The following is a 26410-nucleotide window of genomic DNA, read 5'->3' on the forward strand; positions in this document are numbered from 1 at the left end:
CGTATCGCGATCAGATGACCACTTCGACGCCCTCGCCGGGTGGCTTGCCTGACACCCGTTCGGATTCCAGCGCCTGCTGAAGGATGATCACCGCCGCGGCCTGGTCGATGACGGACCGGCCCTTCTTGGACTTCACTCCGGAGGCGCGCAGTCCCTGACTGGCGGTCACGGTCGTCATCCGCTCGTCGACGAGACGCACCGGCACGGGCGCGATGCCCCTCGCCAGCTCCTGCGCGAACCCGCGGACCTTGACCGCCGCCGGGCCCTCGCCCCCCTTGAGGGAGCGAGGGAGGCCGACGACGACCTCGATCGGTTCGTACTCCTCGACGAGCTGCCGCAGACGCCGGTGCGCGGCCGGAACGTCCCGGCCGGGGACCGTCTCCACCGGAGTGGCGAGGATCCCGTCGGGGTCGCACGAGGCGACCCCGATACGGGCGTCCCCGACGTCGATCGCGAGACGGCGGCCCCGGCGGAGCGCCGGAGTGTCCTGCTGGTCCGCGCTCACTTGGCGGTGTCCGCCACGAGGCGCTCGACGGCGTCGACGGCCTCGCCGATGGCGGCCGGGTTCTGGCCACCGCCCTGGGCGACGTCCGGCTTGCCGCCACCGCCGCCGCCGAGGGTCTTGGCGGCGGTGCGCACCAGGTCACCGGCCTTGAGGCCGCGGTCGCGGGCGGCGTCGTTGGTGGCGATGACGGTGAGGGGCTTGCCGTTGACCGTGGTGAACAGGGCGACCACGGCGGCCCGGCCGCCCTGGATGCGGCCGCGCACGTCGAGGACCAGCTTGCGCAGGTCGTCGGCGGTGGTGCCGTCCGGGACCCGGCCGGTGACGACGGCGACGCCGCGCACGTCCTTGGCGGACTCGGCGAGGCCGGCGGCGGCCTGGAGCACCTTCTCGGCGCGGAACCTCTCGATCTCCTTCTCGGCGTCCTTCAACTTGCCGAGCATGGCGGAGACCTTCTCCGGAAGCTCCTCCGGGCGGCCCTTGATCAGCTCCTGGAGCTGGGCGACGACCGTGTGCTCACGGGCGAGGAAGTTGTAGGCGTCCACGCCGACCAGGGCCTCGATGCGACGGACGCCCGAGCCGATGGAGGACTCGCCGAGCAGCTTCACCAGGCCGAGCTGGGCGGTGTTGTGCACGTGGGTGCCGCCGCACAGCTCCTTGGAGAAGTCGCCGATGGTCACGACGCGCACGCGCTCGCCGTACTTCTCGCCGAACTCGGCGATGGCGCCCTGCTTCTTGGCCTCGTCGATGCCCATGACGTCGGCACGCACGTCCAGGTCGCGGGCGAGCACCTCGTTGATCTTCTGCTCGACGTCGGTCATCACGGCCGTCGGCACGGCGGACGGCGAACCGAAGTCGAAGCGGAAGCGGCCGGGCTGGTTCTCGGAACCGGCCTGGGCGGCCGTCGGGCCGAGGGCGTCGCGCAGCGCCTGGTGGGTGAGGTGGGTGGCCGAGTGGGCGCGGGCGATGGCCTTGCGGCGCCGGTCGTCGATGGCGGCGTGGGCCTTGGCGCCGACGGTGATCTCGCCGACCTGGACGACGCCCTTGTGGACGTAGACGCCCGGGACCGGCTTCTGGCAGTCGCGGACCTCGATGACGGCGCCGGAGTCGGACCTGATCCGGCCGGTGTCGCCGATCTGGCCGCCGCCCTCGGCGTAGAACGGGGTGCGGTCGAGGACGATCTCCACCTCGTCGCCCTCGGTGGCGGCCGGGGACGAGGCGCCGTTGACGAGGATGCCGACGATCGTGGACTCGCTCTCGGTGTCCGTGTAGCCGACGAAGTCGGTGGCACCGGACTGGTCGGCGATCTCCCGGTAGGCACCGGCACCGGCGTGGCCGGTCTTCTTGGCCTGGGCGTCGGCCTTGGCCCGCTCCCGCTGCTCCTTCATCAGGCGCCGGAAGCCGTCCTCGTCCACGGACAGGCCCTGCTCGGCGGCCATCTCCAGGGTGAGGTCGATCGGGAAGCCCCAGGTGTCGTGGAGCAGGAACGCCTTGTCACCGGAGAGGACGCTGCCGCCGGCGGCCTTGGTGTCGCTGACGGCGGTGTCGAGGATGTTGGTGCCGGCCTTCAGCGTCTTGAGGAAGGCGTTCTCCTCGGCGAGGGCCACCTTCTCGATCCGCTCGCGGTCGGTGATCAGCTCGGGGTACTGCTGCCCCATCATGCCGATCACGACGTCGATCAGGTCCTTGACGACCGGACCGGTGGCACCGAGCAGGCGCATGTTGCGGATGGCGCGGCGCATGATGCGGCGCAGCACGTAGCCGCGGCCCTCGTTGCCGGGGGTGACGCCGTCGCCGATCAGCATCACGGAGGTGCGCATGTGGTCGGTGACCACGCGCAGGGAGACGTCCGAGGCCTGGGCGTCGCCGTAGGCCACGCCGGTCAGCTCGGTGGCCTTCTTGATGACGGCCATGGAGGTGTCGATCTCGTACATGTTCTGCACGCCCTGCAGAATCATGGCGAGGCGTTCCAGGCCGAGGCCGGTGTCGATGTTCTTGCTCGGCAGCTCCCCGAGGATCTCGAAGTCCTCCTTGCCGATGCCCTCGCCCCGCTCGTACTGCATGAAGACGAGGTTCCAGATCTCCACGTACCGCTCGTCGTTGACGGCGGGGCCGCCCTCGGCGCCGAACTCCGGGCCGCGGTCGTAGTTGATCTCGGAGCAGGGGCCGCAGGGGCCGGGGACGCCCATGGACCAGTAGTTGTCCTTCTTGCCGAGGCGCTGGATGCGCTCGGAGGGGACGCCCACGACGTCGTGCCAGATGCGCTCGGCCTCGTCGTCGTCCTGGTAGACGGTGATCCACAGGCGCTCGGGGTCGAGGCCGTAACCGCCCTCGTCCTGGGCGCTGGTGAGCAGCTCCCAGGCGAGCTTGATGGCGCCTTCCTTGAAGTAGTCGCCGAAGGAGAAGTTGCCGCACATCTGGAAGAAGGTGCCGTGGCGGGTGGTCTTGCCGACCTCTTCGATGTCCGGCGTGCGCACGCACTTCTGCACGCTGGTGGCGCGGTCGAAGGGCGGCTTGACCTCACCCAGGAAGTAGGGCTTGAAGGGCACCATGCCGGCCGGGACGAGGAGCAGAGTCGGGTCGTCCGCGATGAGCGACGCCGAAGGGACGACGGTGTGACCGCGCTCCTCGAAGAAGCTCAACCAGCGGCGACGAATCTCGGCCGACTCCATCAGTGGTCCTCATTCCGGTTGTGCGAGTACGTCGTCTGCACGTCGACGACGGACTTCGGGTCGTTGCGGTTCTCGATGGCGGCGTGGTGCCGCAGTGCGGGCAGTTCACGGTCGACGGGGGCGTTGAGCCCGAGCGCGTCGTCCAGTTCGGCCTCCCGCTGGGCCATGTTCTCTCGGACGTCGAGGGCGAAGCCCACCGCGCGGTCCTTGAGCCGGGTCCCCGCGTCCAGCGCCTTGTTCGCCGCTGCCGCGGCGAGACTGTCGGGGGTCAGCTGCTTGAGCTTCCGGTTGACCTTGGTGGTGGCCCACACACCGGCGGCGACACCGGTGCCGAACCAGAACGTACGGCGGAACATCGCTGGATCAGTCCTTCTTCCGCTTCGTCCGCCGCGCGGCCGGGATCGTACGGCCGACGATCACGGTGCGCCGCGGCTGCTTGGCCGGGCCCGCGGGCACGTCCTCCTTGCGGCCGCCGAGTGCCCGGCGCACGCCGTACCCGAACGCGGCGACCTTGACCAAGGGGCCGCCGAAGGTGGAGGCCACCGTGGTGGACAGCGCGGAGGCGTTGGACGTGACCTCCTGGACGTCGGAGGCGATGGCGTCGACGCGGTCGATCTGGGTCTGCGCGGAACGCACCGCCGACGAGGCGTCGGCCAGCAGCGGGACGGCCTGGTCGGTCACGTCCGCCACCAGCTTGGTGGTCGCCCTGAGCGTCTGGGCCAGCCTCGCCAGTGCCACGGCGAGGAAGGAGACCAGGATCGCCCAGAAGACGGCCACCAGGATTCCGGCCACCTCGCCACCGGACACTGTCGCACCCGCTCCCTGAAAGACGTACCCGAACATCAAAAAGTCGTGCACCGAGCCTATCGCGCCGGGCGCGGGGCTCCGTACCGCATTACCGCCCGCGTCCGGGTCAGAACGCCGGAGCCGGGCGGAGTGATTGTACGGAGGGAGAACGCTTCAGTACGCTCCGTGTTCCATGCGAGACCTTCGGCGCGACGGCATCCCGCACGGCAACCTCCCCCTGGAACTGGACGCCTTCGTCGGGAGAGCCCCGGAACTCGCGGAGCTGGCCCGGGCGCTGGACACCGGCCGGCTGGTGACCGTGACGGGGACGGGCGGGGTCGGCAAGTCACGCCTGGCGGCCCGGGCGGCCGCGCGGCGCTCGCCCCGCCACGGGGTGTGGCGCGTCGAGCTGGCACCGGTGCGCGACGAGGAGTTCGTCGACTACGCCGTGGTGGAGGCGCTGGGCCTGGTCGACCACACCACCCGGCTGCCGCGCGAGACGCTGCTCGCGCATCTCGCCGAGCGGGAACTGCTGCTCGTCCTGGACGGCGTCGAGCACGTGGTGGAGGCGTGCGCGTCGCTCACGGCCGAACTGCTGGGCCGCGCCCCGGGGCTGCGGGTGCTGGCGGTGGGCCGCAGGCCGCTCGACGTGCCCGGGGAGCGGGTGGTCCCGCTGGCGCCGCTGCGCCCGGAGGAGGCGGTGGAGCTGCTGGCGGTCCGGGCCGGGCAGCGGCTCGCGGGTGCCGGGTACGGCTACGACGCCCTGGGCGAGGACCGGGAGGAGGTGCGCGAGCTGTGCCTTCGCCTGGACGGGATTCCGCTGGCGATCGAGCTGGCGGCGGGCCGTCTCGGCGCGCTGTCGCCGCGGCAGATGCTGCAGCGCCTGGACGACCGCTTCCGCATCCTGACCGGCGGGGACCGCACCGCGCTCCCCCGGCACCGGACGCTGCGCACGGCGATCGGCTGGAGCCACGAGCTGTGCACGCCCGCGGAGCGGCTGCTGTGGGCGCGGCTGTCGGTGTTCACGGGCTCGTTCGACCTGGAGGCGGCCGAGTACGTGTGCAGTGGCGACGGACTGCCCGCCGACGAGGTGCTGGACGTGCTGTCCGCGCTGCTCGCCCAGTCCGTGCTGACCCGCGAGGAGACACCGGCCGGGGTCCGCTACCGCATGCTCGACACGGTGCGGGCCTACGGCGGCGACTGGCTGGAGGCCACGGGCGACGCGAGCCGGGTGCGGCGCCGGCACCGGGACTGGTACGTGGGCCTGGCGACCTGGTGCGAGCTGGAGTGGTTCTCCCCGCGCCAGCGGGAGGTCGCCGCGCGGGTGGACGCCGAGCTGCCGAATCTGCGCGGGGCCCTGGAGCACTCCCTGACCGAACCGGACGAGGCGCACCTGGGGCAGTACCTGGCGGGCGCCCTGTGGTTCCACTGGGTCGGCTGCGGCCGGCTGTCGGAGGGGCGGCGGTGGCTGGAGCAGGCGGTGCGGCTGGACGCGGAGGGGACGGCGGGCGAGCAGTCCCGGCTGAAGGCGCTGTGGGTGCTCGGCTACGTGGCGGTGCTGCAGGGCGACACGGCGCACGCGCTGGCGGCGCTCCAGGAGTGCCGCCGGGAGGCCGAGCGGTCGTCCAATCCGACGGCGGTGGCGTACGCGGAGCACCGCACCGGCTGTCTGGCGCTGGTCACGGACGACATGCCGCGCGCGGAGACGCTGCTGCGCTCGGCGCTGCACCGCTACCGGGAGATCGGCGAGCTGAACAGCAACGTGCTGATGGGCCAGGTGGAGCTGGCGATGGCCCGGGCGTTCCAGGGCGACCTGCCGGACGCGGTGCGCCTGTGCGAGGACGTGCGCCGGGTGTGCGAGGACCACGGGGAGCGCTGGGCCCGTGGCTATGCCCTGTACGTGCTGGCGTACGCGGCCTGGTACGACGGCGAGCCGGTGCGGGCCCGGGAGCTGCTGGCCGACTGCCTGCGCGGTGCGCACCGCTTCCGGGACCAGCTGGGATCGGTGCTGGCGGTGGAGCTGCTGGCCCTGGTCACCGTGGCGGAGGGCGACGCGGCGGAGGCGGCGGTGCTGCAGGGCGGGGCGGCCCGGATGTGGCCGTCGGTGGGGCTGCCGCTGTTCGGCTCGGCGCACTACAACGCGCCGCACGAGCTGTGCGAGGCGGCCGCGCGGGAGCAGCTGGGCGACGAGCGCTACGAGGAGTGCGTCCGGCACGGGGCGGGGCTGGGCCGCCGGGAGGTGGTGACGCGGGCGCTGCGCCGGCCCGGGCCGCCGGTCCCGCTGCCGGCGCCGCGCGGCGCCGGGACCGGGGCGGGGGCGCGCACGGCGAAGCCCGCCGCCTCGCCCACCCGGAAGGGCGGGGAGACGGCGGGCTGAGGTACCGCGGAGGTACTGCGCCGGGCTGGGATCAGCGGGCGTAGTACTCGACGACGAGCTGCTCGTCGCAGATCACCGGGATCTCCTTGCGGTTCGGCTCGCGGTCCAGGCGGAACGCCAGGGCCTTGAGGTTCACCTGGAGGTAGCGCGGGGTCTCGCCCTCGGGGGCGAAGCCACCCTCACGGGCGATCGTGAAGAGCGTCTTCTCCTTGGAGCGCTCGCGCACCTGCACGACGTCGTCCGGACGGACGCGGAAGGACGGCTTGTCGACCTTCTGGCCGTTGACCTGGATGTGGCCGTGGACGACCATCTGGCGGGCCTGGTAGATCGTGCGGGCGATGCCCGAACGCAGGACCAGCGCGTCGAGACGGCGCTCGAGCTCGATGACCAGGGCCTCGCCGGTCTTCATGTTGGTCTTGGAGGCACGCTCGTAGGCGCGGACGAGCTGGCGCTCGCTGAGGTCGTACTGCGCGCGCAGACGCTGCTTCTCGAGCAGACGGACCTTGTAGTCCGAGTTCTGCTTGCGGCCGCGGCCGTGCTCACCCGGCGGGTAGGGGCGGGCCTCGAAGTACTTGACGGCCTTCGGCGTCAGCGCGATGCCGAGGGCACGCGACTTCTTGACCTTGGGGCGGGACTGGTTCGCCACTGTGTCTCTTTCCTAGATACGGCTTGTCAGGGTTGAGGGAGGTCGCAATCCGCAGCCGGGGAAACCCGCCTGGTCCGCGTGGGACCCGCCGGGCAGCCGCTCCCCTGGTCTGGGCACATACGTGCAGCACGCGAGTGGCCCACCGACCTCTCCCGGGACTCCGGGTGGTGGCGGGCTGCCCGCGACACCATCGACGGTGCGCGACGCTCCTGGAACCCCGAAGGGTTCCGGCCGGTTGTCCCGTTCTGACTGCACGGGACTCGGCACTCCGAGCGATTCTACAGGCTGCTCAGGACCGCTTGCGACCGAGGTGCCCGCGGGTCCACTCCACGGCGTCCGCGTACCTGGCCTCGGCTCCGTGCCGGGTCGGGGTGTAGTAGGTGCGGTCCTTCAGCTCGTCCGGGGCGTACTGCTGGGCGGCGATGCCCTCCGGCAGGTCGTGCGGGTACACGTACCCCTGCCCGTGTCCGAGCTTCCCGGCGCCCTTGTAGTGGCTGTCGCGCAGGTGCGCGGGGACCGGCCCCGCGTGTCCCTTGCGCACGTCGTCCAGGGCGGCGCCGATGGCCGTCGTCGCCGCGTTGGACTTGGGGGCCAGCGCCAGGGCGATGGTGGCGTGGCTGAGGGTGAGGGCGGCCTCGGGGAAGCCGATCATGGCGACGGCCTGGGCGGCGGCGACCGCGATCGGCAGGGCGTTCGGGTCGGCGAGGCCGATGTCCTCGCTGGCGGAGATCATCAGGCGGCGGGCGATGAAGCGCGGGTCCTCGCCGGCCTCGATCATCCGGGCCAGGTAGTGCAGGGCCGCGTCCACGTCGGAGCCGCGGATGGACTTGATCAGGGCGCTGGCCACGTCGTAGTGCTGGTCGCCGTCGCGGTCGTACTTCACCGCGGCCCGGTCGACGGTCGCCTCCAGCGTCGCCAGGGTGACCTCGGCCTCGCCCTTGTCGAGGGCGGCCCCGGCGGCGGCCTCCAGCGCGGTCAGCGCGCGGCGGGCGTCGCCGCCGGCGATGCGCAGCAGGTGGTCCTCGGTGTCCTCGGGGAGCGTGACGGCCTCCTTGAGGCCCCGCTCGTCGGTGAGCGCCCGGCGGAGCAGGCCCCGGACGTCGTCGTCGGTGAGAGGTTCGAGGGTGAGGAGGAGGGAGCGGGAGAGCAGCGGGGAGATCACCGAGAAGTACGGGTTCTCCGTGGTGGCGGCGATCAGGGTGACCCAGCGGTTCTCGACCGCCGGGAGGAGGGAGTCCTGCTGGGCCTTGCTGAAGCGGTGGATCTCGTCGAGGAAGAGGACGGTCTCCTTGCCGTACCCGCCGACCGCGCGGCGGGCGCCGTCGATGACCGCGCGGACCTCCTTGACGCCCGCGGTGATCGCCGACAGCTCCACGAAGCGCTTGTTGGTGGCCTTGGAGACGACGTACGCCAGGGTGGTCTTGCCGGTGCCGGGCGGCCCCCAGAGGATGACCGAGGAGGGTCCGGCGGGGCCGGAGCCTCCCTCGCCGACCAGTCGGCGCAGGGGCGATCCGGGCTTGAGCAGGTGCTGCTGGCCGACGACCTCGTCGAGGGTGCGCGGACGCATCCGGACGGCGAGGGGGCTGCCGGTCGGGTCCTTCTCCTGGCGTTCTTCGGCTGCGGCGGTGAACAGGTCGGGCTCCACGCTCTGAACCCTAAATCAACGCACTGACAACGGGACGGCCCGGTGGGCCCGGCCCGTCAGCTGATCCAGAAGTCCCACCAGCGGGTCAGGATCATCATGCCGATGATGCCGATGTGCAGCACCGGCAGGACCCAGGTGAACTCGCCGAAGAAGCTCTTGAGCCAGCCCGGCGCGGGCAGGAAGCCCTTGCGGACGTTGAAGGACGTCACGTACCAGAACATGATGATGGTCGCGACCCAGGCCAGGCAGCACCACAGGCACAGCGAGTTGATCCGGTACAGGGACTGGAACTGCAGCCAGGTGCAGAAGCCCACGCCGAAGAGGGTGCCGGCGTTGAAGGTGAGCCAGTACCAGCGCGGGAAGCGGGCGCGGCCCAGCAGGCTCATGCCGACGCAGACGACCATGCCGTAGGCGACGAGACCGAGCATCGGGTTGGGGAAGCCGAAGACGGACGCCTGGTCGCTCTCCATGATGTTGCCGCAGGAGACGACCGGGTTGAGGCTGCAGCCGGGCGTGAACGTGGTGCCGGCGATCTTGGCCTCGAGGATCTTCTGCTTGTCGATCGTGATGACCCAGGCGGCGAGCAGACCGGCCGCGCCCGTGATCACCAGCAGCAGCGCGAGGGCGCGGCTGCCGCCCTCGGCGCGCGGGGTGCGGGTGCTGGGGTCCGGCGCGGACTCTGCCACGGTGGAGACGTCCTTCACTGTCGTCTTGCTCATCACGCCGATTCCGTCACTGGAGGGCCGGTCCTGCTTCTGGCAGGGGCCATTGTGCCGCACGGACCTGTATGACCACCGTTCGATGAACCTATGAACGGATCGGCGCTCACTCCTGAGCGGTGCGTTCCGACCACCACCCGTTCCCCAGGGGCACGTACGAGCGAATGCGCGTGCCCCTGGGGGGTGTCGCCGTGCTAGCCGAGCCGCGACTCCAGCTCCGCGACGATCTCGTTGACCCCGATCGCCGTCTGCTCGCCGGACTCCATGTCCTTGAGCTGGACGACGCCCTCGGCGAGGTCGCGCTCCCCGAGGACCAGGGCGTAGCGGGCGCCGGAGCGGTTGGCGGCCTTCATCGCGGCCTTCAGGCCCTTGCCGCCGTAGGAGAAGTCGGCGGCGACGCCGTTCTTGCGCAACTCGGTGACCTTGGCGAACAGCACCCGGCGGGCCTCCTCGCCGAGCGGGACGGCGAAGACGGAGGTGGTGGAGGGGATGTCCAGTTCGATGCCCTCCGCCTCCAGGGCGAGGACCGTGCGGTCGACGCCGAGGGCCCAGCCGACGGAGGGCAGCGCGGGACCGCCGATCATCTCGGACAGGCCGTCGTAGCGTCCGCCGCCGCCGACCGCGGACTGGGAGCCGAGGCCGTCGTGGACGAACTCGAAGGTGGTGCGGGTGTAGTAGTCCAGGCCGCGCACCAGCTTCGGGTCGTCCTCGAAGACCACGCCGGCCGCCGTGATCAGCTCGCGGACCTCCTCGTGGTACGCCTTGCAGGCGTCGCACAGGTAGTCGCGCAGCAGCGGGGCGTCGGTGAGCTGCTTCTGGACCTCCGGACGCTTGTCGTCCAGGACGCGCAGCGGGTTGATCTCCGCGCGGCGCAGCGTCTCCTCGTCCAGGTCCAGACCGCGCAGGAAGTCCTGGAGCGCGGCGCGGTAGACGGGGCGGCACTCCTTGTCGCCCAGGGAGTTGAGCAGGATGCGGAAGTCCCGCAGGCCGAGCGCGCGGTACGACTGGTCGGCGAGGATGATCAGTTCGGCGTCGAGTGCCGGGTCCTCGGCACCGATGGCCTCGGCGCCGACCTGGGAAAAGTGACGGTATCGGCCCTTCTGGGGGCGCTCGTAGCGGTACTGCGAGCCGGAGTACCAGACCTTGACCGGCAGGTTGCCCGCCTTGTGCAGGTTGGCCTCCAGGACGGCGCGCAGCACGGGGGCGGTGGTCTCCGGGCGCAGGGCGAGGCGGTCGCCGCCCTTGGTCTCGAAGACGTACATCTCCTTGGTGACGATGTCGGTCGACTCGCCGACGCCGCGCGCGAACAGCTCGACGTTCTCGAAACCGGGCGTCTCGATGTAGCCGTAGCCGGAGTTGCGCAGCGGGGCGGCGATGGCCTCGCGGACCGCCAGGAACTTGGCGGAGTCGGGCGGCAGCAGGTCGTACGTGCCCTTGGGGGCCTTGAAGGTGCTCACGGAAGGTCTCTCGTCACATTCCTCGTCGGGGAGCCCCGGGGGCTCCCTGGCCGGAGGCCACCTGCCGCAGATACGGGTTGGTGGCGCGCTCCTGGCCGATGGTGGTCTGGGGGCCGTGGCCGGACAGCACCACGGTCGGGTCGTCGAGCGGCAGCACCACGCGGGCCAGGGACTCGAGCATGTCGTCCATGGAGCCGCCCGGCATGTCGGTGCGCCCGATGGAGCCGGCGAACAGCAGGTCGCCCGAGAAGAGGATCGGCGGGATGTCCGCCGCCTCGGGCAGGCCGAAGGTCACCGACCCCTTGGTATGGCCCGGTGCGTGCGCGACGGTCAGCTCCATGCCCGCCAGGTCCAGCTTCGCGCCGTCGGTCAGGGTCCTGACGTCGTCCGGCTCCCCCACGGTCAGCTCGCCCATGAGCGGCATGCCGATGCTGCGGCCGATCCCCTTCTCGGGGTCGCTCATCATGTAGCGGTCCTCGGGGTGGATCCAGGCGGGCACGTCGTGCGCGCCGCACACCGGGACGACGGAGGCCACGTGGTCGATGTGACCGTGGGTGAGGACGACGGCGACGGGCTTGAGCCGATGCTTCTGGATCGCTTCCTCGACGCCGGGGGCCGCCTGGTGGCCCGGGTCGATGATCACGCACTCCTCACCGGCGGCCGGGGCGACGAGATAACAGTTCGTCCCCCAGGCTCCGGCGGGGAACCCGGCAATGAGCACGATCGTCCTTCGTTTGTGTCGGTACGGGTGGGCTTGCGAACGGGTCGCGCCCATGGTCAGAGCCTACCGGCGGTGCCGTTTCCTCAGCGAACCCATATACGGTACGGGGCTACACGCCCACGGTCGGCTCATCGCACCCACGCGTACCGGTCGGCACACGAAGACGCTTGAGGAGAGAACCCGGTGGTCAGCCAGGAGCAGCGGCGGCGTCAGCTCGCCCGGGAGAAGTTCTTGCGGCAGCAGCAGCGGCGCACGTCCGCGCGGCGCAAGGCGCGCATGCGCAACGCCGCGATCGCGTCGGTGCTCGGCGTGATTCTGATCGGCAGCGTCGCGCTGTACACGACCGGCGTGGTCCTGAAGGACGACGACAGCAAGACGAACGCGGGCGCGGAGGTCACCCCGAGCGCGTCGGCGCCGAGCAAGGCCCCGGACCCGTGCGACAAGCCGGCCGACGGCAAGGTCAAGACGCAGACCTGGGAGAAGGAACCTGCGATGACCGTCGACAAGTCGGCGAAGTACACGATGAAGCTGGAGACGACCTGCGGCGACATCGACATCGCGCTGAAGGCCGAGGCGGCTCCGCACACCGTCAACTCGTTCGACTTCCTGGCGGGCAAGGGCTTCTTCGACCACACCAAGTGCCACCGGCTGACCACCAACGGGATCTTCGTGCTGCAGTGCGGCGACCCGACGGGCCAGGGCAACGGCGGCCCGGGCTACAACATCCCGGACGAGAACCTGAAGGACAAGAGCCTCAAGGACAACATGTACCCGGCGGGCACGGTGGCGATGGCCAACACCGGCCAGCCGAACTCCGGCGGCAGCCAGTTCTTCCTCGTGTACCAGAACAGTCCGCTGCCGCCCAGCTACACGCCGTTCGGCACCATCTCGGACGAGGGCATGACGGTGCTGAAGAAGATCGCCGCCGCGGGCGAGAGCACCGGCGCGGGCGACGGGGCGCCCAACGCGACGGTCGTGATCGACAAGGCCACCGTCGCGAAATCCTGACCCTCATCAGCGAAAGTTCGGTCGCGCGGGATGCGGACAGGCCCCCCGCCGGTCGCCTATGTTGGCCGTGACGAAACTGTGGACGATGCCCGGGGGTAGCGAAGCCCTCCGCAGGCATCATGTGGAGGAGGCGCTGTGAGCAGCGACCCGTGGGGCCGCGTCGACGAGACGGGGACCGTGTACGTGCGTACGGCCGACGGCGAGCAGGTCGTCGGTTCCTGGCAGGCGGGCTCCCCCGAGGAGGCGCTGGCCTATTTCGAGCGCAAGTACGAAGGCCTGGTTGTGGAGATCGGCCTCCTCGAGAAGCGCGTGAAGACCACCGACCTGTCGGCGAAGGACGCCCAGACGGCCATCGACCACCTGCGGGAGCAGGTCGACGCTCACCACGCGGTGGGCGACCTGGACGCGCTGCGGGCCCGGCTGGACAAGCTCGTCTCGCTGGTGGAGAAGCGCCGCGAGGAGCGCAAGGCCCAGCGGGCCAAGCAGTCCGACGAGGCGCGCTCCGCCAAGGAGGCGCTGGTCGCCGAGGCCGAGGAGCTGGCCCGGTCCGACCAGTGGCGTTCGGCCGGTGAGCGGCTGCGGTCCCTGGTGGACACCTGGAAGGGTCTGCCGCGGCTGGACCGCAAGTCCGACGACGAGCTGTGGCACCGCTTCTCGCACGCCCGGTCGGCGTTCTCCAAGCGGCGCAAGCAGCACTTCGCCCAGCTGGACGCCCAGCGCGAGGAGGCCCGCCGGACCAAGGAACGGCTGGTCGCCGAGGCCGAGGCCCTGTCGAACTCGACGGACTGGGGGCCGACGGCCGCCCGCTACCGCGACCTGATGTCCGAGTGGAAGGCGGCGGGCCGCGCGCAGCGGGAGCACGAGGACGACCTGTGGAACCGCTTCCGCGGCGCCCAGGACGTGTTCTTCGCCGCCCGCAGCTCGGTCTTCGCCGAGCGCGACGCCGAGCAGGCGGAGAACCTCAAGCTCAAGGAGGAGCTGGCCGAGGAGGCCGAGAAGCTCCTGCCGGTCACCGACCTGAAGGCGGCCCGGGCCGCGTTCCGCTCGGTGAACGAGCGCTGGGAGGCCATCGGCCACGTGCCGCGCGACGCCCGGCCCAAGGTCGAGGGCCGGATGCACGCGGTGGAGCGGGCGCTGCAGGAGGCCGAGGAGGCCGAGTGGCGCCGGACGAACCCGGAGGCACGCGCGCGTGCCGAGGGCCTGACCGGCCAGCTCCAGGCGGCCGTCGACAAGCTGAAGGGCCAGATCGAGCAGGCCCGCGCCCAGGGCAACAACGCGAAGGCCGACAAGCTGGAGCGTGAGCTGGAGGGCCGGCAGGCGCTGCTGGACCAGGCGCTGAAGGGGCTGCACGAGTTCGGCGGCTGACGGGCTCACGAGCGAGGGGCTTCCGTACGACGCGTACGGAAGCCCCTCTGCCGTGTCCGTCGCGGCCTACGACGGCCTGCGCGCCGATGTGACCCGGTACACGTCGTAGACGCCCTCCACACCCCGTACGGCCTTCAGGACGTGGCCCAGGTGCTTGGGGTCGCCCATCTCGAAGGTGAAGCGGGAGGTGGCGACGCGGTCGCGGGAGGTCTGGACGGCCGCGGAGAGGATGTTGACGTGCTGGTCGGACAGCACCCGGGTGACGTCCGACAGGAGCCGGGAGCGGTCCAGGGCCTCGACCTGGATGGCGACCAGGAAGACCGAGGACTGGGTGGGCGCCCACTCGACCTCGAGGATGCGCTCGGGCTCCCGGGAGAGCGAGTCCACGTTCACGCAGTCGCTGCGGTGGACGGAGACGCCGCTGCCGCGGGTGACGAAGCCGATGATCGGGTCGCCCGGGACGGGCGTGCAGCAGCGGGCCAGCTTGACCCACACGTCCTCGACGCCCTTGACGACGACACCCGGGTCGGCGCTGGTGCGGCGCTTGCGACCGCGACCGCGAGCCGGCGGGACCGACTCGTCGATCTCCTCGGTGGCCGCCTCCTCGCCGCCGAGCGCCTGGACCAGCTTCTGCACGATGTTCTGCGCGGAGACGTGGCCCTCGCCGATCGCCGCGTACAGCGCGGAGATGTCGGAGTAGCGCATCTCGTGCGCCAGGGTGACCAGGGAGTCGCCGGTCAGGATGCGCTGGATCGGCAGGTTCTGCTTGCGCATGGCGCGGACGATGGCGTCCTTGCCCTGCTCGATGGCCTCGTCGCGGCGCTCCTTGGAGAACCAGGCACGGATCTTGTTGCGGGCGCGCGGTGACTTGACGAAGCCCAGCCAGTCGCGGGAGGGGCCCGCCCCGGCCGCCTTGGAGGTGAAGACCTCCACCAGATCGCCGTTGTCGAGGGTGGACTCCAGCGGGACCAGACGGCCGTTGACCCGTGCCCCTATGGTCCGGTGGCCGACCTCGGTGTGGACCGCGTAGGCGAAGTCCACGGGGGTGGCCCCGGCCGGGAGCGCTATGACGTCGCCCTTGGGCGTGAAGACGAAGACCTCGTTGCGGGAGAGGTCGAAGCGCAGGGACTCCAGGAACTCGCCGGGGTCCTCGGTCTCCTTCTGCCAGTCCAGCAGCTGGCGCAGCCACGCCATGTCGTTGAGGTGGTCGTCCTTGCCCTTGCCGGACGACTTGGGCGCGTCGGAGCGGACCTTGGAGGCGCCGGCGACGGCCTCCTGCTTGTACTTCCAGTGCGCGGCGATGCCGTACTCCGCGCGGCGGTGCATGTCGAAGGTGCGGATCTGCAGCTCGACCGGCTTGCCGTTGGGCCCGATGACCGTCGTGTGCAGCGACTGGTACATGTTGAACTTGGGCATCGCGATGTAGTCCTTGAACCGCCCCGGAACCGGGTTCCAGCGGGCGTGGACCGTGCCGAGCGCCGCGTAGCAGTCGCGGACGGTGTCCACCAGGACGCGGATGCCCACCAGGTCGTAGATCTCCGCGAAGTCCCGGCCGCGGACGATCATCTTCTGGTAGACGCTGTAGTAGTGCTTGGGGCGTCCGGTGACGGTCGCCTTGATGCGGGCCGCGCGCAGGTCCTGCTGGACCTCGTCGGTGACGATCGCCAGGTACTCGTCGCGCTTGGGGGCGCGCTCGGCGACCAGGCGGACGATCTCGTCGTACATCTTGGGGTAGAGGATCGCGAAGGCGAGGTCCTCCAGCTCCCACTTGATGGTGTTCATGCCCAGGCGGTGGGCGAGCGGCGCGTAGATCTCCAGGGTCTCGCGCGCCTTCTTCTCCTGCTTCTCGCGCTTGAGGTAGCGCATGGTGCGCATGTTGTGCAGGCGGTCGGCGAGCTTGATGACCAGGACGCGGGGGTCCTTGGCCATGGCGACGACCATCTTGCGCACGGTCTCGGCCTGCGCGGCCTCGCCGAACTTGACCTTGTCGAGCTTGGTGACGCCGTCGACGAGCAGGGTGACCACGTCGCCGAAGTCGCGGCGCAGGTCCTCCAGGCCGTACTCGGTGTCCTCGACCGTGTCGTGCAGCAGGCCGGCCATGAGGGTGGCCGGGTCCATGCCCAGCTCGGCGAGGATGGTGGTGACGGCGAGCGGGTGCGTGATGTACGGGTCGCCGCTCTTGCGCTTCTGGCCGCGGTGCCAGCGTTCGGCGACCTGGTAGGCGCGCTCGATCTGGCGCAGCGTCGCCGTCTCGATCTTGGGGTCGTTGCTGCGCACTATCCGCAGCAGGGGCTCCAGGACCGGGTTGTACGGGTTGGCGCGCTGGACGCCGAGGCGGGCGAGGCGGGCGCGGACGCGGTTGGAGGAGCCGGAGCGGGCGGGCTGCCCGGCGGGGGTGCGGACCACGGGCGCGTTGCGCTCGCGCTCGGGCGGCATCGGCTTGGGACGCGGCTGCTGCTCGGCCGGCTTGTCGACGGGCGCGGCCGGGGCGTGCTGGATCGGCCCGCGGGTGTCGTTCTTCGCCTGGGGCGTGCTCGGCGCGGGCTTCGCCGCGGGCGCCGAGGCGGACTCGGGCTTTGCGGCGGTCAGTGGCTGGGCCTCGTCTGGCAAGAGGACTCCTCGTGCGCGATCCGGGTCCCCCGGTCAGGCTCCGGAGTCCCCATGGTAGCGATCCTGCCCCCGAGGACCGCCTTCAGGCCGATGTGAGGGCCGTCAACCCGTGGAACGCCTGGGGCGGGCGCCGGATTCCTCCGGGCCCGCCCCAGGTGTGCGGTGCGTGTGCTCAGACCGTGAGCAGCGCCTTCAGCGGCGCCCCGGCGAGAGCCGGCTCCAGGCGCGCCCGGCCGCCGAGGAAGCCCAGCTCCATCAGGACGGCCAGGCCGGCCACCTCGGCACCGGCGCGCCGGATCAGCTCCAGGGACGCCTCGGCGGTGCCGCCGGTGGCGAGGACGTCGTCGACGACCAGGACGCGGTCGCCCGCGGTCAGGTCCTCGGCGTGCACCTCGATCTCGGCGGAGCCGTACTCCAGGTCGTACGCCTGGCTCAGGGTGGCTCCGGGGAGCTTGCCGGCCTTGCGCACGGGGATGAAGCCCAGGCCGGCCCGCAGGGCGACGGGGGCGCCCAGGATGAAGCCGCGGGCCTCCAGACCGACGACCTTGGTGGCGCCGGTCGCCCGGGCCACCTCGGCGAGCGCGTCGGTGAGCACGGCGAAGGCCTCGGGGTCCGCCAGGAGCGGGGTGATGTCCTTGAACATCACGCCGGGCTCCGGGTAGTCGGCCACGTCGCGGATGCGGCTGAGCAGCAGCTCCGTGATGTCGGTCGTCTCGGTCATCGGCGCTTCCCCGAGGGTCGGCCGCGGCCCCGGGTGCGGGACGCGGGCTGGTTGCGGGGGCCGACGACGGCGGCTGCCGTGTCGTCGGGCTCGTCCGCCTCGTCGTCGGCGTACTGCTCGTCGCCGGTCTCGGACTCCACCGGCTCGCCCTTGGCGGCGGCCTGGGCGCGCTTGGCGAGGACGCGCTTCTTGAGGGCCTTCATCTGCGGCTCGGCCTCCTTGAGGTCGGCGACGAGCGGCGTGGCGATGAAGATCGACGAGTAGGCACCGGCCGCGAGGCCGACGAACAGCGACAGGGAGATGTCGTTGAGCATGCCCGCCCCGAGGACACCGCCGCCGATGAACAGCAGGCCGCCCACCGGCAGCAGCGCGACCACCGTGGTGTTGATGGAGCGGACCAGGGTGCTGTTGATCGACCTGTTGGCGATCTCGGCGTAGGTCCAGCGGGTCTGTTTGGTGATGTCTCTGGTCTGTTCCTTGAGGCTGTCGAAGACGACGACCGTGTCGTACAGCGAGTAACCGAGGATGGTGAGCAGACCGATCACCGTGCCCGGGGTGACCTCGAAGCCCACGAGGGCGTAGATGCCGACCGTGATGGTGATGTCGTGGACCAGGGCGACGAACGCGGCGAGCGCCATGCGCCACTCGAACGCGATCGCCAGGTAGATCACCACCAGGACCATGAAGATCCCGAGCCCCTGCCACGCCTTGTTGGCGATCTGGTCACCCCAGCTGGGGCCCACGAGGTCGGCGTTGATCTTCTCCGCCGGGACGTCGAGGTCCTTGGAGAGGTCTTCCTTGATCTGGTCCGAGGCCGCGGTGTCGGTGCCCGAGATCTGGATGCGCAGGCTGCCGTCACCGAGCTTCTGGACGATCGCGTCGTGGCCGGAGGCCTCTTCCGCGTACGTCTCGGCCTGGGAGACCGAGGCGCTCATGTTCTTCGGGGTGGTGAAGACCGCGCCGCCCTGGAACTCGATGCCCATGTGCAGGCCGCGCACCGCCAGGCCGACGATGGCCGTGATGGTGATGAGGATCGAGATGCCGTACCAGAGCTTGCGGTTCTTGACGAAGTCGTAGCCGACCTCGCCGTGGTGCAACCGGGCGCCGAGGGTGCCGAGCTTTCCCATCTCACGCCTCCTTCGGGTCGACGGGGCCGGCGACGGGGCGCGCGGGACGGCGGGTGCGGCGCAGCGGCGGCTTGGCGCCCAGGCTCTTCGGGTCGAGGCCGGACCACTTGTGGCCGCTGGAGAAGAACTTGCGCCGGGCCATCAGGGTCAGCAGCGGCTTGGTGAAGAAGAACACCACCACGACGTCGAGCAGCGTGGTCAGACCGAGCGTGAACGCGAAGCCCTGCACCTTGCCGACGGTGACGACGAAGAGCACCGCGGCGGCGAGGAAGGACACGAAGTCGGAGACCAGGATGGTGCGCCGGGCGCGCGGCCAGGCCCGCTCGACGGCGGGGCGCAGCGAGCGGCCCTCCCGGATCTCGTCGCGGACGCGTTCGAAGTAGACGATGAACGAGTCCGCCGTGATGCCGATCGCGACGATGGCGCCGCACACGGCCGGCAGGTTCAGCGCGAAGCCGATGGTCGGGCCGAGCAGCGACATGATCACGTACGTCAGACCCGCGGAGACCAGCAGCGAGGCGACGGCGATGAACGACAGACCCCGGTAGTACACGAGCAGGTAGATGACGACCAGGGCGAGGCCGATCGCACCGGCGATCAGGCCGGCCTTGAGCTGCTCACCGCCGAGCGCGGCGGTGACGGTGGTGACGCTGTCCTCCTTGAAGGTCAGCGGCAGAGCACCGTAGGAGAGCATGTTGGCGAGGGCCTGGGCCTCTTCCTGGTCGAAGTTGCCGGAGATCTCCGCGCTGCCGCCGGTGAGTGCCTGGCTGACGTACGGGTCGGAGACGACCTCGTTGTCCAGGACGATGGCGAACTGGTTCTGCGGAGACTGGTTCTGGGCGAGCTTGCCGGTGATGTCGGCGAACTTCTTGCCGCCCTCGTCCGTGAACTTCATGGTCACGGTCCAGCCGGCGGCGGTCTGCGTGTTGTAGACGGCCTCGGCCTCGTCGACGTCCGTGCCGTCGACCGCCGCGGGGCCGAGGATGTACTTCTGCCACTGGCCCTGCGAGTTCTGGCCGCAGGCGACCATCGACTCGTCCTGCTTGGAGCCGTCGCCCGCCTTGGCGCGGGCCGCCTCGTCGGTGCAGTCCAGGGCCGCGTACTGCTGCTGCAGCGCGGCGGTCGCGTCGTCGCCGGAGGCGCTGGCGCTCGGGGACGGGGAGGCGCCGTCGGACGCCTTGCCGGAGCCGGAGGGGCTGGGGTCGGCCTTCAGGGCGTCGCTCGCGGCGCGGCCCTGGGTGGTGGCGCTCGCCGAGGCGGAGCCGGACGGGGAACCGCTCGCCTTCTCGCCGTCGGTGGCCTTGTCCTGGTCGGCGGCGCCGTCCGTGGCCTTGTCCGTCGGCTCGCCGGAGGCGTTGCCGGTGGCGCTCGGCGAGGGGCTGCCGGTCGCTCCGGCGCCGGACAGCTCGGTCGCCACGACCGGGCGGAAGTAGAGCTTGGCGGTGGTGCCGACCTGCTCCCGGGCTTCCTTGGAGTTCGTCCCCTTGGGGATGTTGACGATGATGTTCCGGTCGCCCTGGGTCTGGACCTCGGCTTCGGAAACACCAAGACCATTGACACGGCGTTCCATGATCTCGACCGCGGTGTCCATGTTGGTCTTGTTGATCGCGGACTCCTGGCCCTCCTCCGGAACCGCACGGAGCGTGATGCTCGTGCCGCCGGCGAGGTCGATACCGAGACGCGGAGTCGTGTGTCCGGAGGCGAACATGCCTCCGGTGAGCGCCACGATGGCGATCAGAATCAGGGCCAGCGAGCGCCCGGGCTTACTCTGAGCGCTCGCATTCTTTCCCTTTTTAGGTGCTACCACCTTTGCGTACTCCCTCTCGGGCCGCGTCGCGCCGGGTAGGCGTCACCGGCGGCCATCACATGGTGTCGGGATCCGTGCGAGCCGCGCACAGCACGGGGTGCGCGGGAACGGTCCGCGCACCCCGGGGCACGGCTTACTTCGCCTCGGAACCGCCGTCGGACTTCTTCGCCTGCTCGTCCGTCTTGGCCTCGGCGGGCGCGGCGTCGGCCACCGGCGCGTCGGCCGGCGCGTCGTCGGCGTCCTTCTTGCCGAGGTCGACGGACTTGTCGCCGGAGGCGGCAGCGTCGTCGGCGGAGGCGTCGGTCCCGGTGAGGGAGGAGGCATCGTCCGGGACGATGTCGGCGTCGGACTTCAGGTCGTGCTCGATGCCGTGGACGATGCGGTTGTACTCGTCGTCGGAGAGGACGGCACCGATGGAGTTCTTGGCGAAGAGCAGCTCCACACCCGGGCCGGCGTCGAGGAGGACCGTGTCGTCGTTGACCTCCTTGACCGTGGCGTACATGCCCCCGATGGTGCGGACGCCGGAACCGGGCTGCATCTGGTTCCGCATGTCGACGGCCTGCTGCTGCTTCTTCTTCGCCGACCGGGTCATCAGGAACATGGCCCCGATGAGCACGATGAACGGGAGGAGGGTCACGAGACTCACGGGTCGGTACTTCCTTCACACGACCGCAATTGGTGAGCGGCCTGATGGTTGGGGGTGTGTACGCCGCCGACAAGGGCGGCATCGGCGGAGTCTAAGCGAGTCCGCGCGCATGGAACAACGCTCAGCATGGCACCGGGGTTCCTGCTCCGGCGAATGTCCTCTTCGTGACGGTGCCGTCACGTCCCGAACAAGTCCTGTTGTCCGTTTCCGGAACCCTGCGCCCGCGGCGGGGTGAGGCCCAGGTGCGCCCAGGCCGCCGGGGTCGCCACCCGTCCGCGCGGGGTGCGGGCCAGCAGGCCCTCCCTTACGAGGAACGGTTCGGCGACCTCTTCCACTGTCTCACGCTCCTCCCCCACGGCGACGGCGAGCGTGGACAGGCCGACCGGGCCGCCGCCGAACAGCTTGAGCAGCGCCTCCAGCACGGCCCGGTCCAGCCGGTCCAGGCCCCGGGCGTCGACCTCGTAGACCGCGAGGGCGGCGGCGGCGATCTCCTGGGTGATCAGGCCGTCGGCCTTGACCTGGGCGTAGTCGCGGACCCGGCGCAGCAGGCGGTTGGCGATGCGGGGGGTGCCGCGGGAGCGGCCGGCGATCTCGGCGGCGCCGGCCGGGTCGATGTCGACGTCGAGCAGGCCGGCGGAGCGGTGGACGACGCGCTCGAGTTCCTTCGGGCCGTAGAACTCCATGTGCGCGGTGAAGCCGAAGCGGTCGCGCAGCGGGGGCGGCAGCAGACCCGCGCGTGTGGTGGCGCCGACCAGGGTGAACGGGGGCAGCTCCAGGGGGATGGCGGTGGCGCCGGGTCCCTTGCCGACGATGACGTCGACGCGGAAGTCCTCCATCGCCATGTAGAGCATCTCCTCGGCGGGCCGCGACATGCGGTGGATCTCGTCGAGGAAGAGGACCTCTCCCTCCTGGAGGGAGGAGAGGATCGCCGCGAGATCGCCGGCGTGCTGGATGGCGGGGCCGGAGGTGATGCGGATGGGGGCGCCCATCTCGGCCGCGATGATCATGGACAACGTGGTCTTGCCAAGGCCCGGGGCGCCCGAGAGCAGGACGTGGTCGGCGGTCGCCCCGCGCGCACGGGCGGCGCGCAGCACGAGGTCGAGCTGTTCGCGGACCTTCTCCTGGCCGATGAACTCGCCGAGGTCCTTGGGGCGCAGGGCGGCTTCTACGGCCTGGTCCTCGCCGTCGGCGGCCGGGCCCACCAGCCGCTCGGAGGCGTCGGTGCCGGTCGTGTCGTCGTCCCAGTTCACTGTGTCAGGTCTCCTAGCCGGCTATCGGGCGCGGTTGAGCGTCTGCAGGGCCGCCTTCAGCAGCTGTCCCACCTGGGGTGTGCCCTCGGCCGCCTCGGCCTGGGGCGTCACGGCGGTGACGGCCTCGTCGGCCTCGCGGGTCGCGTACCCGAGGCCGATCAGGGCGGCGTGCAGCTGGTCGCGCCAGCCGGTGGTGACCGGGGCGCCGACGGCGGGGGCGCCGACCGGTTCGCCGAGGCGGTCCTTCAGCTCCAGCAGCAGCTTCTGGGCGCCCTTCTTGCCGATGCCGGGGACGGCGGTCAGCGCCTTCTCGTCACCGGTCGACACGGCCCGGCGCAGCGCGTCCGGGCTGTGCACGGCGAGCATCGCCTGCGCCAGGCGGGGTCCCACGCCGCTCGCGGTCTGGAGCAGCTCGAAGACCTGGCGCTCGTCGTCGTCGGCGAAGCCGTACAGCGTGAGCGAGTCCTCGCGCACGACGAGGGAGGTGGCGAGCTTGGCGGGCTTGCCCAGGCGGAGCGCGGAGAGCGTGTTCGGCGTGCACTGGACGGCCATGCCGACGCCGCCGACCTCGACCACCGCGGCGTCGGGGGCGAGGGCGGCGACGGTGCCGCTGACGAAGGCGATCATGTCGTACGGCCTTTCGGGACGTGCGGGGTGCGGGGAGCACGGGACGCGTGCAGGGCCACGGCCTGCTGGAGCCGGTTCTGCGCGGGGGCGCGCCAGATGTGGCAGATGGCGAGGGCGAGGGCGTCGGCGGCGTCGGCCGGCTTGGGGGGCGCGGCGAGCCGCAGCAGACGGGTGACCATGGCGCCGACCTGGGCCTTGTCCGCGCGGCCGCTGCCGGTGACGGCGGCCTTGACCTCGCTCGGCGTGTGCAGGGCGACGGGGATGCCCCGGCGGGAAGCGCACAGGATCGCGACGGCACTGGCCTGGGCGGTGCCCATGACCGTGCGGACGTTGTGCTGGCTGAAGACGCGCTCCACGGCGACGAACTCCGGCCGGTGCTCGTCGAGCCACTGCTCGATGCCCTGCTCCACGGCGACGAGGCGGTGCCCGAGGTCGGCGTCGGCCGGGGTGCGGACGACGCCGACACCGACCATGGTGAGCGGTCTGCCCGCGACGCCCTCGACGACCCCGACGCCGCAGCGGGTCAGTCCTGGGTCCACCCCCAGTACGCGCACTGCCCCTCCCATCGATCACCTGTTTGTGCAGGCTATCGGGTGGCACTGACAAAGCGGCGGGCCGACGGGGTGTGTCCCGTCGGCCCGCCGAGCCAGTGCGCGCGTTACGCGTCCACCTTCTCCATGATCTCGTCGCTCACGTCAAAGTTGGCGAAGACGTTCTGCACGTCGTCGCTGTCCTCGAGGGCGTCGATCAGCTTGAAGATCTTCCGGGCGCCCTCCTCGTCCAGCTCGACCTGCATGGTCGGGACGAAGTTGGCGTCGGCGGACTCGTAGTCGATGCCGGCGTCCTGGAGCGCGGTGCGGACGGCGACCAGGTCGGTGGCCTCGCTGAGCACCTCGAAGGTCTCACCGAGGTCGTTGACCTCCTCGGCGCCCGCGTCCAGGACGGCGGCGAGGACGTCGTCCTCGGACAGCTCGCCCTTGGGCACGATCACGACGCCCTTGCGGTTGAACAGGTACGACACCGAACCGGGGTCGGCCATGGAGCCGCCGTTGCGGGTCATGGCGACGCGGACGTCGGAGGCGGCGCGGTTGCGGTTGTCGGTGAGGCACTCGATGAGCACCGCGACGCCGTTCGGACCGTAACCCTCGTACATGATCGTCTCGTAGTCGGCGCCACCGGCTTCGAGGCCGGCGCCGCGCTTGACCGCGGAGTCGATGTTCTTGTTCGGGACCGACTGCTTCTTCGCCTTCTGGATGGCGTCGTACAGCGTCGGGTTGCCGTCGACGTCGGCACCGCCCATGCGGGCCGCGACTTCGATGTTCTTGATCAGCTTCGCGAAGAGCTTGCCGCGCTTGGCATCGATGACGGCCTTCTTGTGCTTCGTCGTGGCCCATTTAGAGTGGCCGGACATCTGCCTGTCTCCTTCGCGTAACCCGTCTTTGTACGAACGCAGGAATCCTACAAGGACTCCGCGGCCCCGTTCGCGCGCACCATGTCGGCGAAGAGGCGGTGCACACGGTGGTCGCCGGTCAGCTCCGGGTGGAACGACGTGGCCAGCGCGTTGCCCTGGCGGACGGCGACGATGTGGCCGTCGTGCTCGGCGAGGACCTCGACCGAGGCGCCCACGGACTCCACCCAGGGGGCGCGGATGAACACGCCCTCGACGGGTCCGCCCCCGACGCCCTCGACGTCGACGGCCGCCTCGAAGGACTCGTTCTGCCGTCCGAAGGCGTTGCGGCGCACGATCATGTCGATGCCGCCGACCGTCTCCTGCCCGGAGCGCGGGTCGAGGATCTTGTCGGCCAGCATGATCATGCCGGCGCAGGTGCCGTAGACCGGCATGCCGTCCCGCACGCGCGCGCGGAGGGGTTCCATCACTCCGAAGAGGACGGCCAGCTTGGAGATGGTGGTGGACTCGCCGCCGGGCACGACCAGGCCGTCGACCTCGGCGAGTTCTTCGGGGCGCCTCACCGGCCTGGCCACGGCGTCGGCCGCGGCCAGGGCGACGAGGTGCTCCCGCACGTCGCCCTGGAGGGCCAGGACGCCGATGACGGGGGTGTCACTCATGGGATCGGTGCCTTACCAGCCGCGGTTGGCGTAGCGCTCGGTCTCGGGCAGGGTGTCGCAGTTGATGCCGACCATGGCCTCGCCGAGGTTGCGGGAGGCGTCCGCGACGATCTTCGGGTCGTCGTAGAAGGTGGTCGCCTTCACGATGGCGGCGGCGCGCTTGGCCGGGTCGCCGGACTTGAAGATGCCGGAGCCGACGAAGACGCCCTCGGCGCCGAGCTGGCGCATCAGGGCGGCGTCGGCCGGGGTGGCGACACCGCCGGCGGAGAAGAGGACCACCGGCAGCTTGCCCAGCTCGGAGACCTCCTTGACCAGCTCGTACGGGGCGCGCAGCTCCTTGGCGGCGGCGTACAGCTCGTTGTTGTCGTATCCGCGCAGCCGGGCGATCTCGTTCTTGATCTGACGCAGGTGGCGGACGGCCTCGACGACGTTGCCGGTGCCGGCCTCGCCCTTGGAGCGGATCATCGCGGCGCCCTCGGCGATGCGGCGCAGGGCCTCGCCGAGGTTGGTGGCGCCGCAGACGAAGGGGGTGGTGAAGGCCCACTTGTCGGAGTGGTTGACCTCGTCGGCCGGGGTGAGGACCTCGGACTCGTCGATGTAGTCGACGCCGAGGGACTGCAGGACCTGGGCCTCGACGAAGTGGCCGATGCGGGACTTGGCCATCACGGGGATGGAGACCGCCTCGATGATGCCCTCGATCATGTCCGGGTCGGACATGCGGGCCACGCCGCCGTCCTTGCGGATGTCGGCGGGGACGCGCTCCAGGGCCATGACGGCGACGGCGCCCGCGTCCTCGGCGATCTTCGCCTGCTCGGGCGTGACGACGTCCATGATCACGCCGCCCTTGAGCTGCTCGGCCATGCCGCGCTTCACGCGGGCGGTGCCGGTCTCGGGGGCCTGGTTTTCGGAGAGCGTGCTGGACACGGGTACCTCGCTGAGGGGGAAGGGAGTCTCTGCAGCAACGAGGAAACGCGAGGCGACCAGGCCACAGCAAGGGCCAATGGGAAGGCGGTGGATCGTTTTCGCCTTCGGAACGCACCGCGCCACCCCGCAACGCCCCCGCCCCGGGGCGACGCCCCCCGGCTACGCGGCCCGCTCGACCAGGGCGGCCGGCGACTCGTCGTCCATCTCGAAGGCGAGCGGGAACGGGGCGTGTCCGGCGAGGCGGAACCAGCGGACCTTGCGGTGCTCGCGCAGTCGGCGGGCCGCTCCCACGGCGTCGTTGTGGAAGCGCCGGGCCATCGGGACGCGCCGCACGGCCTCGGCCAGTTCGTTGGCCGCCTCCTCTCCCCCGGGCGCCTCGCGCAGGGCGTCCACCTGCTGCGGCTCGGCGAACACCGCCCTCAGGGCCTGGCTCAGCTCGCTCTCGGCGACCTCGCGCTGCTCCTCCTCCGCCTGCCGGGCGGCGTGCGCGGCCTCGTACAGGACGATGGAGGCGGCCGGGTCGAGGACACCGGAGGTGGCCAGTTCCTGGGCCACCGAGGCCCGGCGCAGCAGTTGCGCGTCCAGGGCGGCGCGGGCGGCGTCGATCCGGGCGTGCAGGCGGTCCAGCCGGCCCGCCGTCCAGCTCAGGTACAGGCCGACGGCGACGAGGACGACCAGGATCCAGATGAGAGTTGCGGTCACGGGCCGCAACCCTAGTCAACCGCGGCCGGGC

Annotated in this window: 24 protein-coding genes; 3 read left to right on the forward strand and 21 right to left on the reverse strand. The window is 71.0% G+C overall.

Annotated features, from left to right (window positions below; all coding sequences use genetic code 11):
* Window positions 1-10: 10 nt before the first annotated feature.
* From ruvX to ACFZP7_RS07015, 4 genes are read right to left on the reverse strand one after another with little or no spacing between them, the layout of a single operon-like run.
* The gene (ruvX, locus tag ACFZP7_RS07000; protein WP_385634085.1) at window positions 11-505 is read right to left on the reverse strand and encodes a Holliday junction resolvase RuvX; all 495 of its coding nucleotides are present in this window, start codon (window positions 503-505) and stop codon (window positions 11-13) included.
* On the reverse strand, window positions 502-3174 hold the full coding sequence (gene alaS / locus ACFZP7_RS07005) for an alanine--tRNA ligase (RefSeq protein ID WP_385634086.1): 2673 nt from the start codon (window positions 3172-3174) through the stop codon (window positions 502-504). Before alaS ends, ruvX begins: the two co-directional genes overlap by 4 nt.
* The gene (locus ACFZP7_RS07010; RefSeq protein WP_019325087.1) at window positions 3174-3530 is read right to left on the reverse strand and encodes a hypothetical protein; all 357 of its coding nucleotides are present in this window, start codon (window positions 3528-3530) and stop codon (window positions 3174-3176) included. The genes alaS and ACFZP7_RS07010 overlap by 1 nt, the downstream gene beginning before the upstream one ends.
* Window positions 3531-3537: 7 nt before the next feature.
* The gene (locus ACFZP7_RS07015) at window positions 3538-3981 is read right to left on the reverse strand and encodes a DUF948 domain-containing protein (RefSeq protein ID WP_019325088.1); all 444 of its coding nucleotides are present in this window, start codon (window positions 3979-3981) and stop codon (window positions 3538-3540) included.
* 172 nt (window positions 3982-4153) lie between these two features.
* Between ACFZP7_RS07015 and ACFZP7_RS07020 the strand changes: the two genes are divergently transcribed.
* Complete coding sequence (locus ACFZP7_RS07020; RefSeq protein ID WP_385634087.1) at window positions 4154-6337, forward strand: ATP-binding protein; 2184 nt, start codon at window positions 4154-4156, stop codon at window positions 6335-6337.
* 31 nt (window positions 6338-6368) lie between these two features.
* On the opposite strand, the gene rpsD is transcribed toward ACFZP7_RS07020, so the two are convergent.
* The 5 genes from rpsD to ACFZP7_RS07045 all read right to left on the reverse strand — a co-directional run bounded on the left by rpsD (window position 6369) and on the right by ACFZP7_RS07045 (window position 11525).
* Complete coding sequence (gene rpsD / locus ACFZP7_RS07025) at window positions 6369-6983, reverse strand: 30S ribosomal protein S4 (RefSeq protein ID WP_030973190.1); 615 nt, start codon at window positions 6981-6983, stop codon at window positions 6369-6371.
* A gap of 289 nt (window positions 6984-7272) precedes the next feature.
* Window positions 7273-8628: a replication-associated recombination protein A gene (locus ACFZP7_RS07030; RefSeq protein WP_030973192.1), complete on the reverse strand. Its 1356-nt coding sequence runs from the start codon at window positions 8626-8628 to the stop codon at window positions 7273-7275.
* A 56-nt stretch (window positions 8629-8684) separates the two neighbouring features.
* Window positions 8685-9347 carry a vitamin K epoxide reductase family protein gene (locus tag ACFZP7_RS07035; RefSeq protein ID WP_062138359.1) on the reverse strand — a complete coding sequence of 221 codons (663 nt, stop codon included), beginning with the start codon at window positions 9345-9347 and terminating at the stop codon, window positions 8685-8687.
* Between the two features lie 194 nt (window positions 9348-9541).
* On the reverse strand, window positions 9542-10804 hold the full coding sequence (hisS, locus tag ACFZP7_RS07040; protein ID WP_019325093.1) for a histidine--tRNA ligase: 1263 nt from the start codon (window positions 10802-10804) through the stop codon (window positions 9542-9544).
* Between the two features lie 13 nt (window positions 10805-10817).
* Complete coding sequence (locus ACFZP7_RS07045) at window positions 10818-11525, reverse strand: MBL fold metallo-hydrolase (protein WP_029393163.1); 708 nt, start codon at window positions 11523-11525, stop codon at window positions 10818-10820.
* A gap of 183 nt (window positions 11526-11708) precedes the next feature.
* Here ACFZP7_RS07045 and ACFZP7_RS07050 point away from each other — a divergent pair, with 183 nt between their 5' ends.
* Together ACFZP7_RS07050 and ACFZP7_RS07055 are read left to right on the forward strand one after the other, a co-directional pair.
* Entirely contained in the window at window positions 11709-12533 is an 825-nt protein-coding gene (locus ACFZP7_RS07050; RefSeq protein WP_385634088.1) for a peptidylprolyl isomerase, read from the forward strand.
* 135 nt (window positions 12534-12668) lie between these two features.
* Complete coding sequence (locus ACFZP7_RS07055) at window positions 12669-13898, forward strand: DUF349 domain-containing protein (RefSeq protein WP_019325096.1); 1230 nt, start codon at window positions 12669-12671, stop codon at window positions 13896-13898.
* Window positions 13899-13964: 66 nt separating this feature from the next.
* Here ACFZP7_RS07055 and relA read toward each other — a convergent pair whose 3' ends face one another.
* The 12 genes from relA to ACFZP7_RS07115 form a co-directional block, all read right to left on the reverse strand.
* Window positions 13965-16508, reverse strand: a complete 2544-nt coding sequence (relA, locus tag ACFZP7_RS07060) for a GTP pyrophosphokinase (protein ID WP_030973200.1) — start codon at window positions 16506-16508, stop codon at window positions 13965-13967.
* 172 nt (window positions 16509-16680) lie between these two features.
* Window positions 16681-17229: an adenine phosphoribosyltransferase gene (locus ACFZP7_RS07065; RefSeq protein WP_030973201.1), complete on the reverse strand. Its 549-nt coding sequence runs from the start codon at window positions 17227-17229 to the stop codon at window positions 16681-16683.
* The gene (secF, locus tag ACFZP7_RS07070) at window positions 17226-18356 is read right to left on the reverse strand and encodes a protein translocase subunit SecF (protein WP_019325101.1); all 1131 of its coding nucleotides are present in this window, start codon (window positions 18354-18356) and stop codon (window positions 17226-17228) included. The genes ACFZP7_RS07065 and secF overlap by 4 nt, the downstream gene beginning before the upstream one ends.
* A 1-nt stretch (window position 18357) precedes the next feature.
* Window positions 18358-20163, reverse strand: coding sequence for a protein translocase subunit SecD (gene secD, locus ACFZP7_RS07075; RefSeq protein ID WP_162602071.1), 1806 nt, complete (start codon window positions 20161-20163; stop codon window positions 18358-18360).
* A 133-nt stretch (window positions 20164-20296) separates the two neighbouring features.
* Complete coding sequence (yajC, locus tag ACFZP7_RS07080) at window positions 20297-20809, reverse strand: preprotein translocase subunit YajC (RefSeq protein ID WP_019325103.1); 513 nt, start codon at window positions 20807-20809, stop codon at window positions 20297-20299.
* A 176-nt stretch (window positions 20810-20985) separates the two neighbouring features.
* Window positions 20986-22059 (reverse strand): Holliday junction branch migration DNA helicase RuvB, encoded by a 1074-nt coding sequence (gene ruvB, locus ACFZP7_RS07085; protein WP_019325104.1) that lies wholly within the window; start codon window positions 22057-22059, stop codon window positions 20986-20988.
* Window positions 22060-22080: 21 nt separating this feature from the next.
* Window positions 22081-22686 carry a Holliday junction branch migration protein RuvA gene (ruvA, locus tag ACFZP7_RS07090; RefSeq protein WP_031016528.1) on the reverse strand — a complete coding sequence of 202 codons (606 nt, stop codon included), beginning with the start codon at window positions 22684-22686 and terminating at the stop codon, window positions 22081-22083.
* Window positions 22683-23240: a crossover junction endodeoxyribonuclease RuvC gene (ruvC, locus tag ACFZP7_RS07095; protein WP_029393164.1), complete on the reverse strand. Its 558-nt coding sequence runs from the start codon at window positions 23238-23240 to the stop codon at window positions 22683-22685. Before ruvC ends, ruvA begins: the two co-directional genes overlap by 4 nt.
* Before the next feature lie 104 nt (window positions 23241-23344).
* A complete protein-coding gene (locus tag ACFZP7_RS07100) occupies window positions 23345-24097 on the reverse strand; it encodes a YebC/PmpR family DNA-binding transcriptional regulator (protein ID WP_019325107.1) in 753 nt (250 codons plus the stop codon).
* A gap of 47 nt (window positions 24098-24144) precedes the next feature.
* Complete coding sequence (gene pdxT / locus ACFZP7_RS07105) at window positions 24145-24753, reverse strand: pyridoxal 5'-phosphate synthase glutaminase subunit PdxT (RefSeq protein ID WP_019325108.1); 609 nt, start codon at window positions 24751-24753, stop codon at window positions 24145-24147.
* Window positions 24754-24765: 12 nt separating this feature from the next.
* A complete protein-coding gene (gene pdxS / locus ACFZP7_RS07110; RefSeq protein WP_019325109.1) occupies window positions 24766-25677 on the reverse strand; it encodes a pyridoxal 5'-phosphate synthase lyase subunit PdxS in 912 nt (303 codons plus the stop codon).
* 159 nt (window positions 25678-25836) lie between these two features.
* Entirely contained in the window at window positions 25837-26379 is a 543-nt protein-coding gene (locus ACFZP7_RS07115; RefSeq protein ID WP_031016531.1) for a membrane protein, read from the reverse strand.
* Between the last annotated feature and the right edge of the window lie 31 nt (window positions 26380-26410).

The organism is Streptomyces sp. SudanB5_2050, from assembly GCF_964272335.1.
In the GTDB taxonomy this organism is placed as follows: Bacteria; Actinomycetota; Actinomycetes; order Streptomycetales; family Streptomycetaceae; genus Streptomyces; species Streptomyces rochei.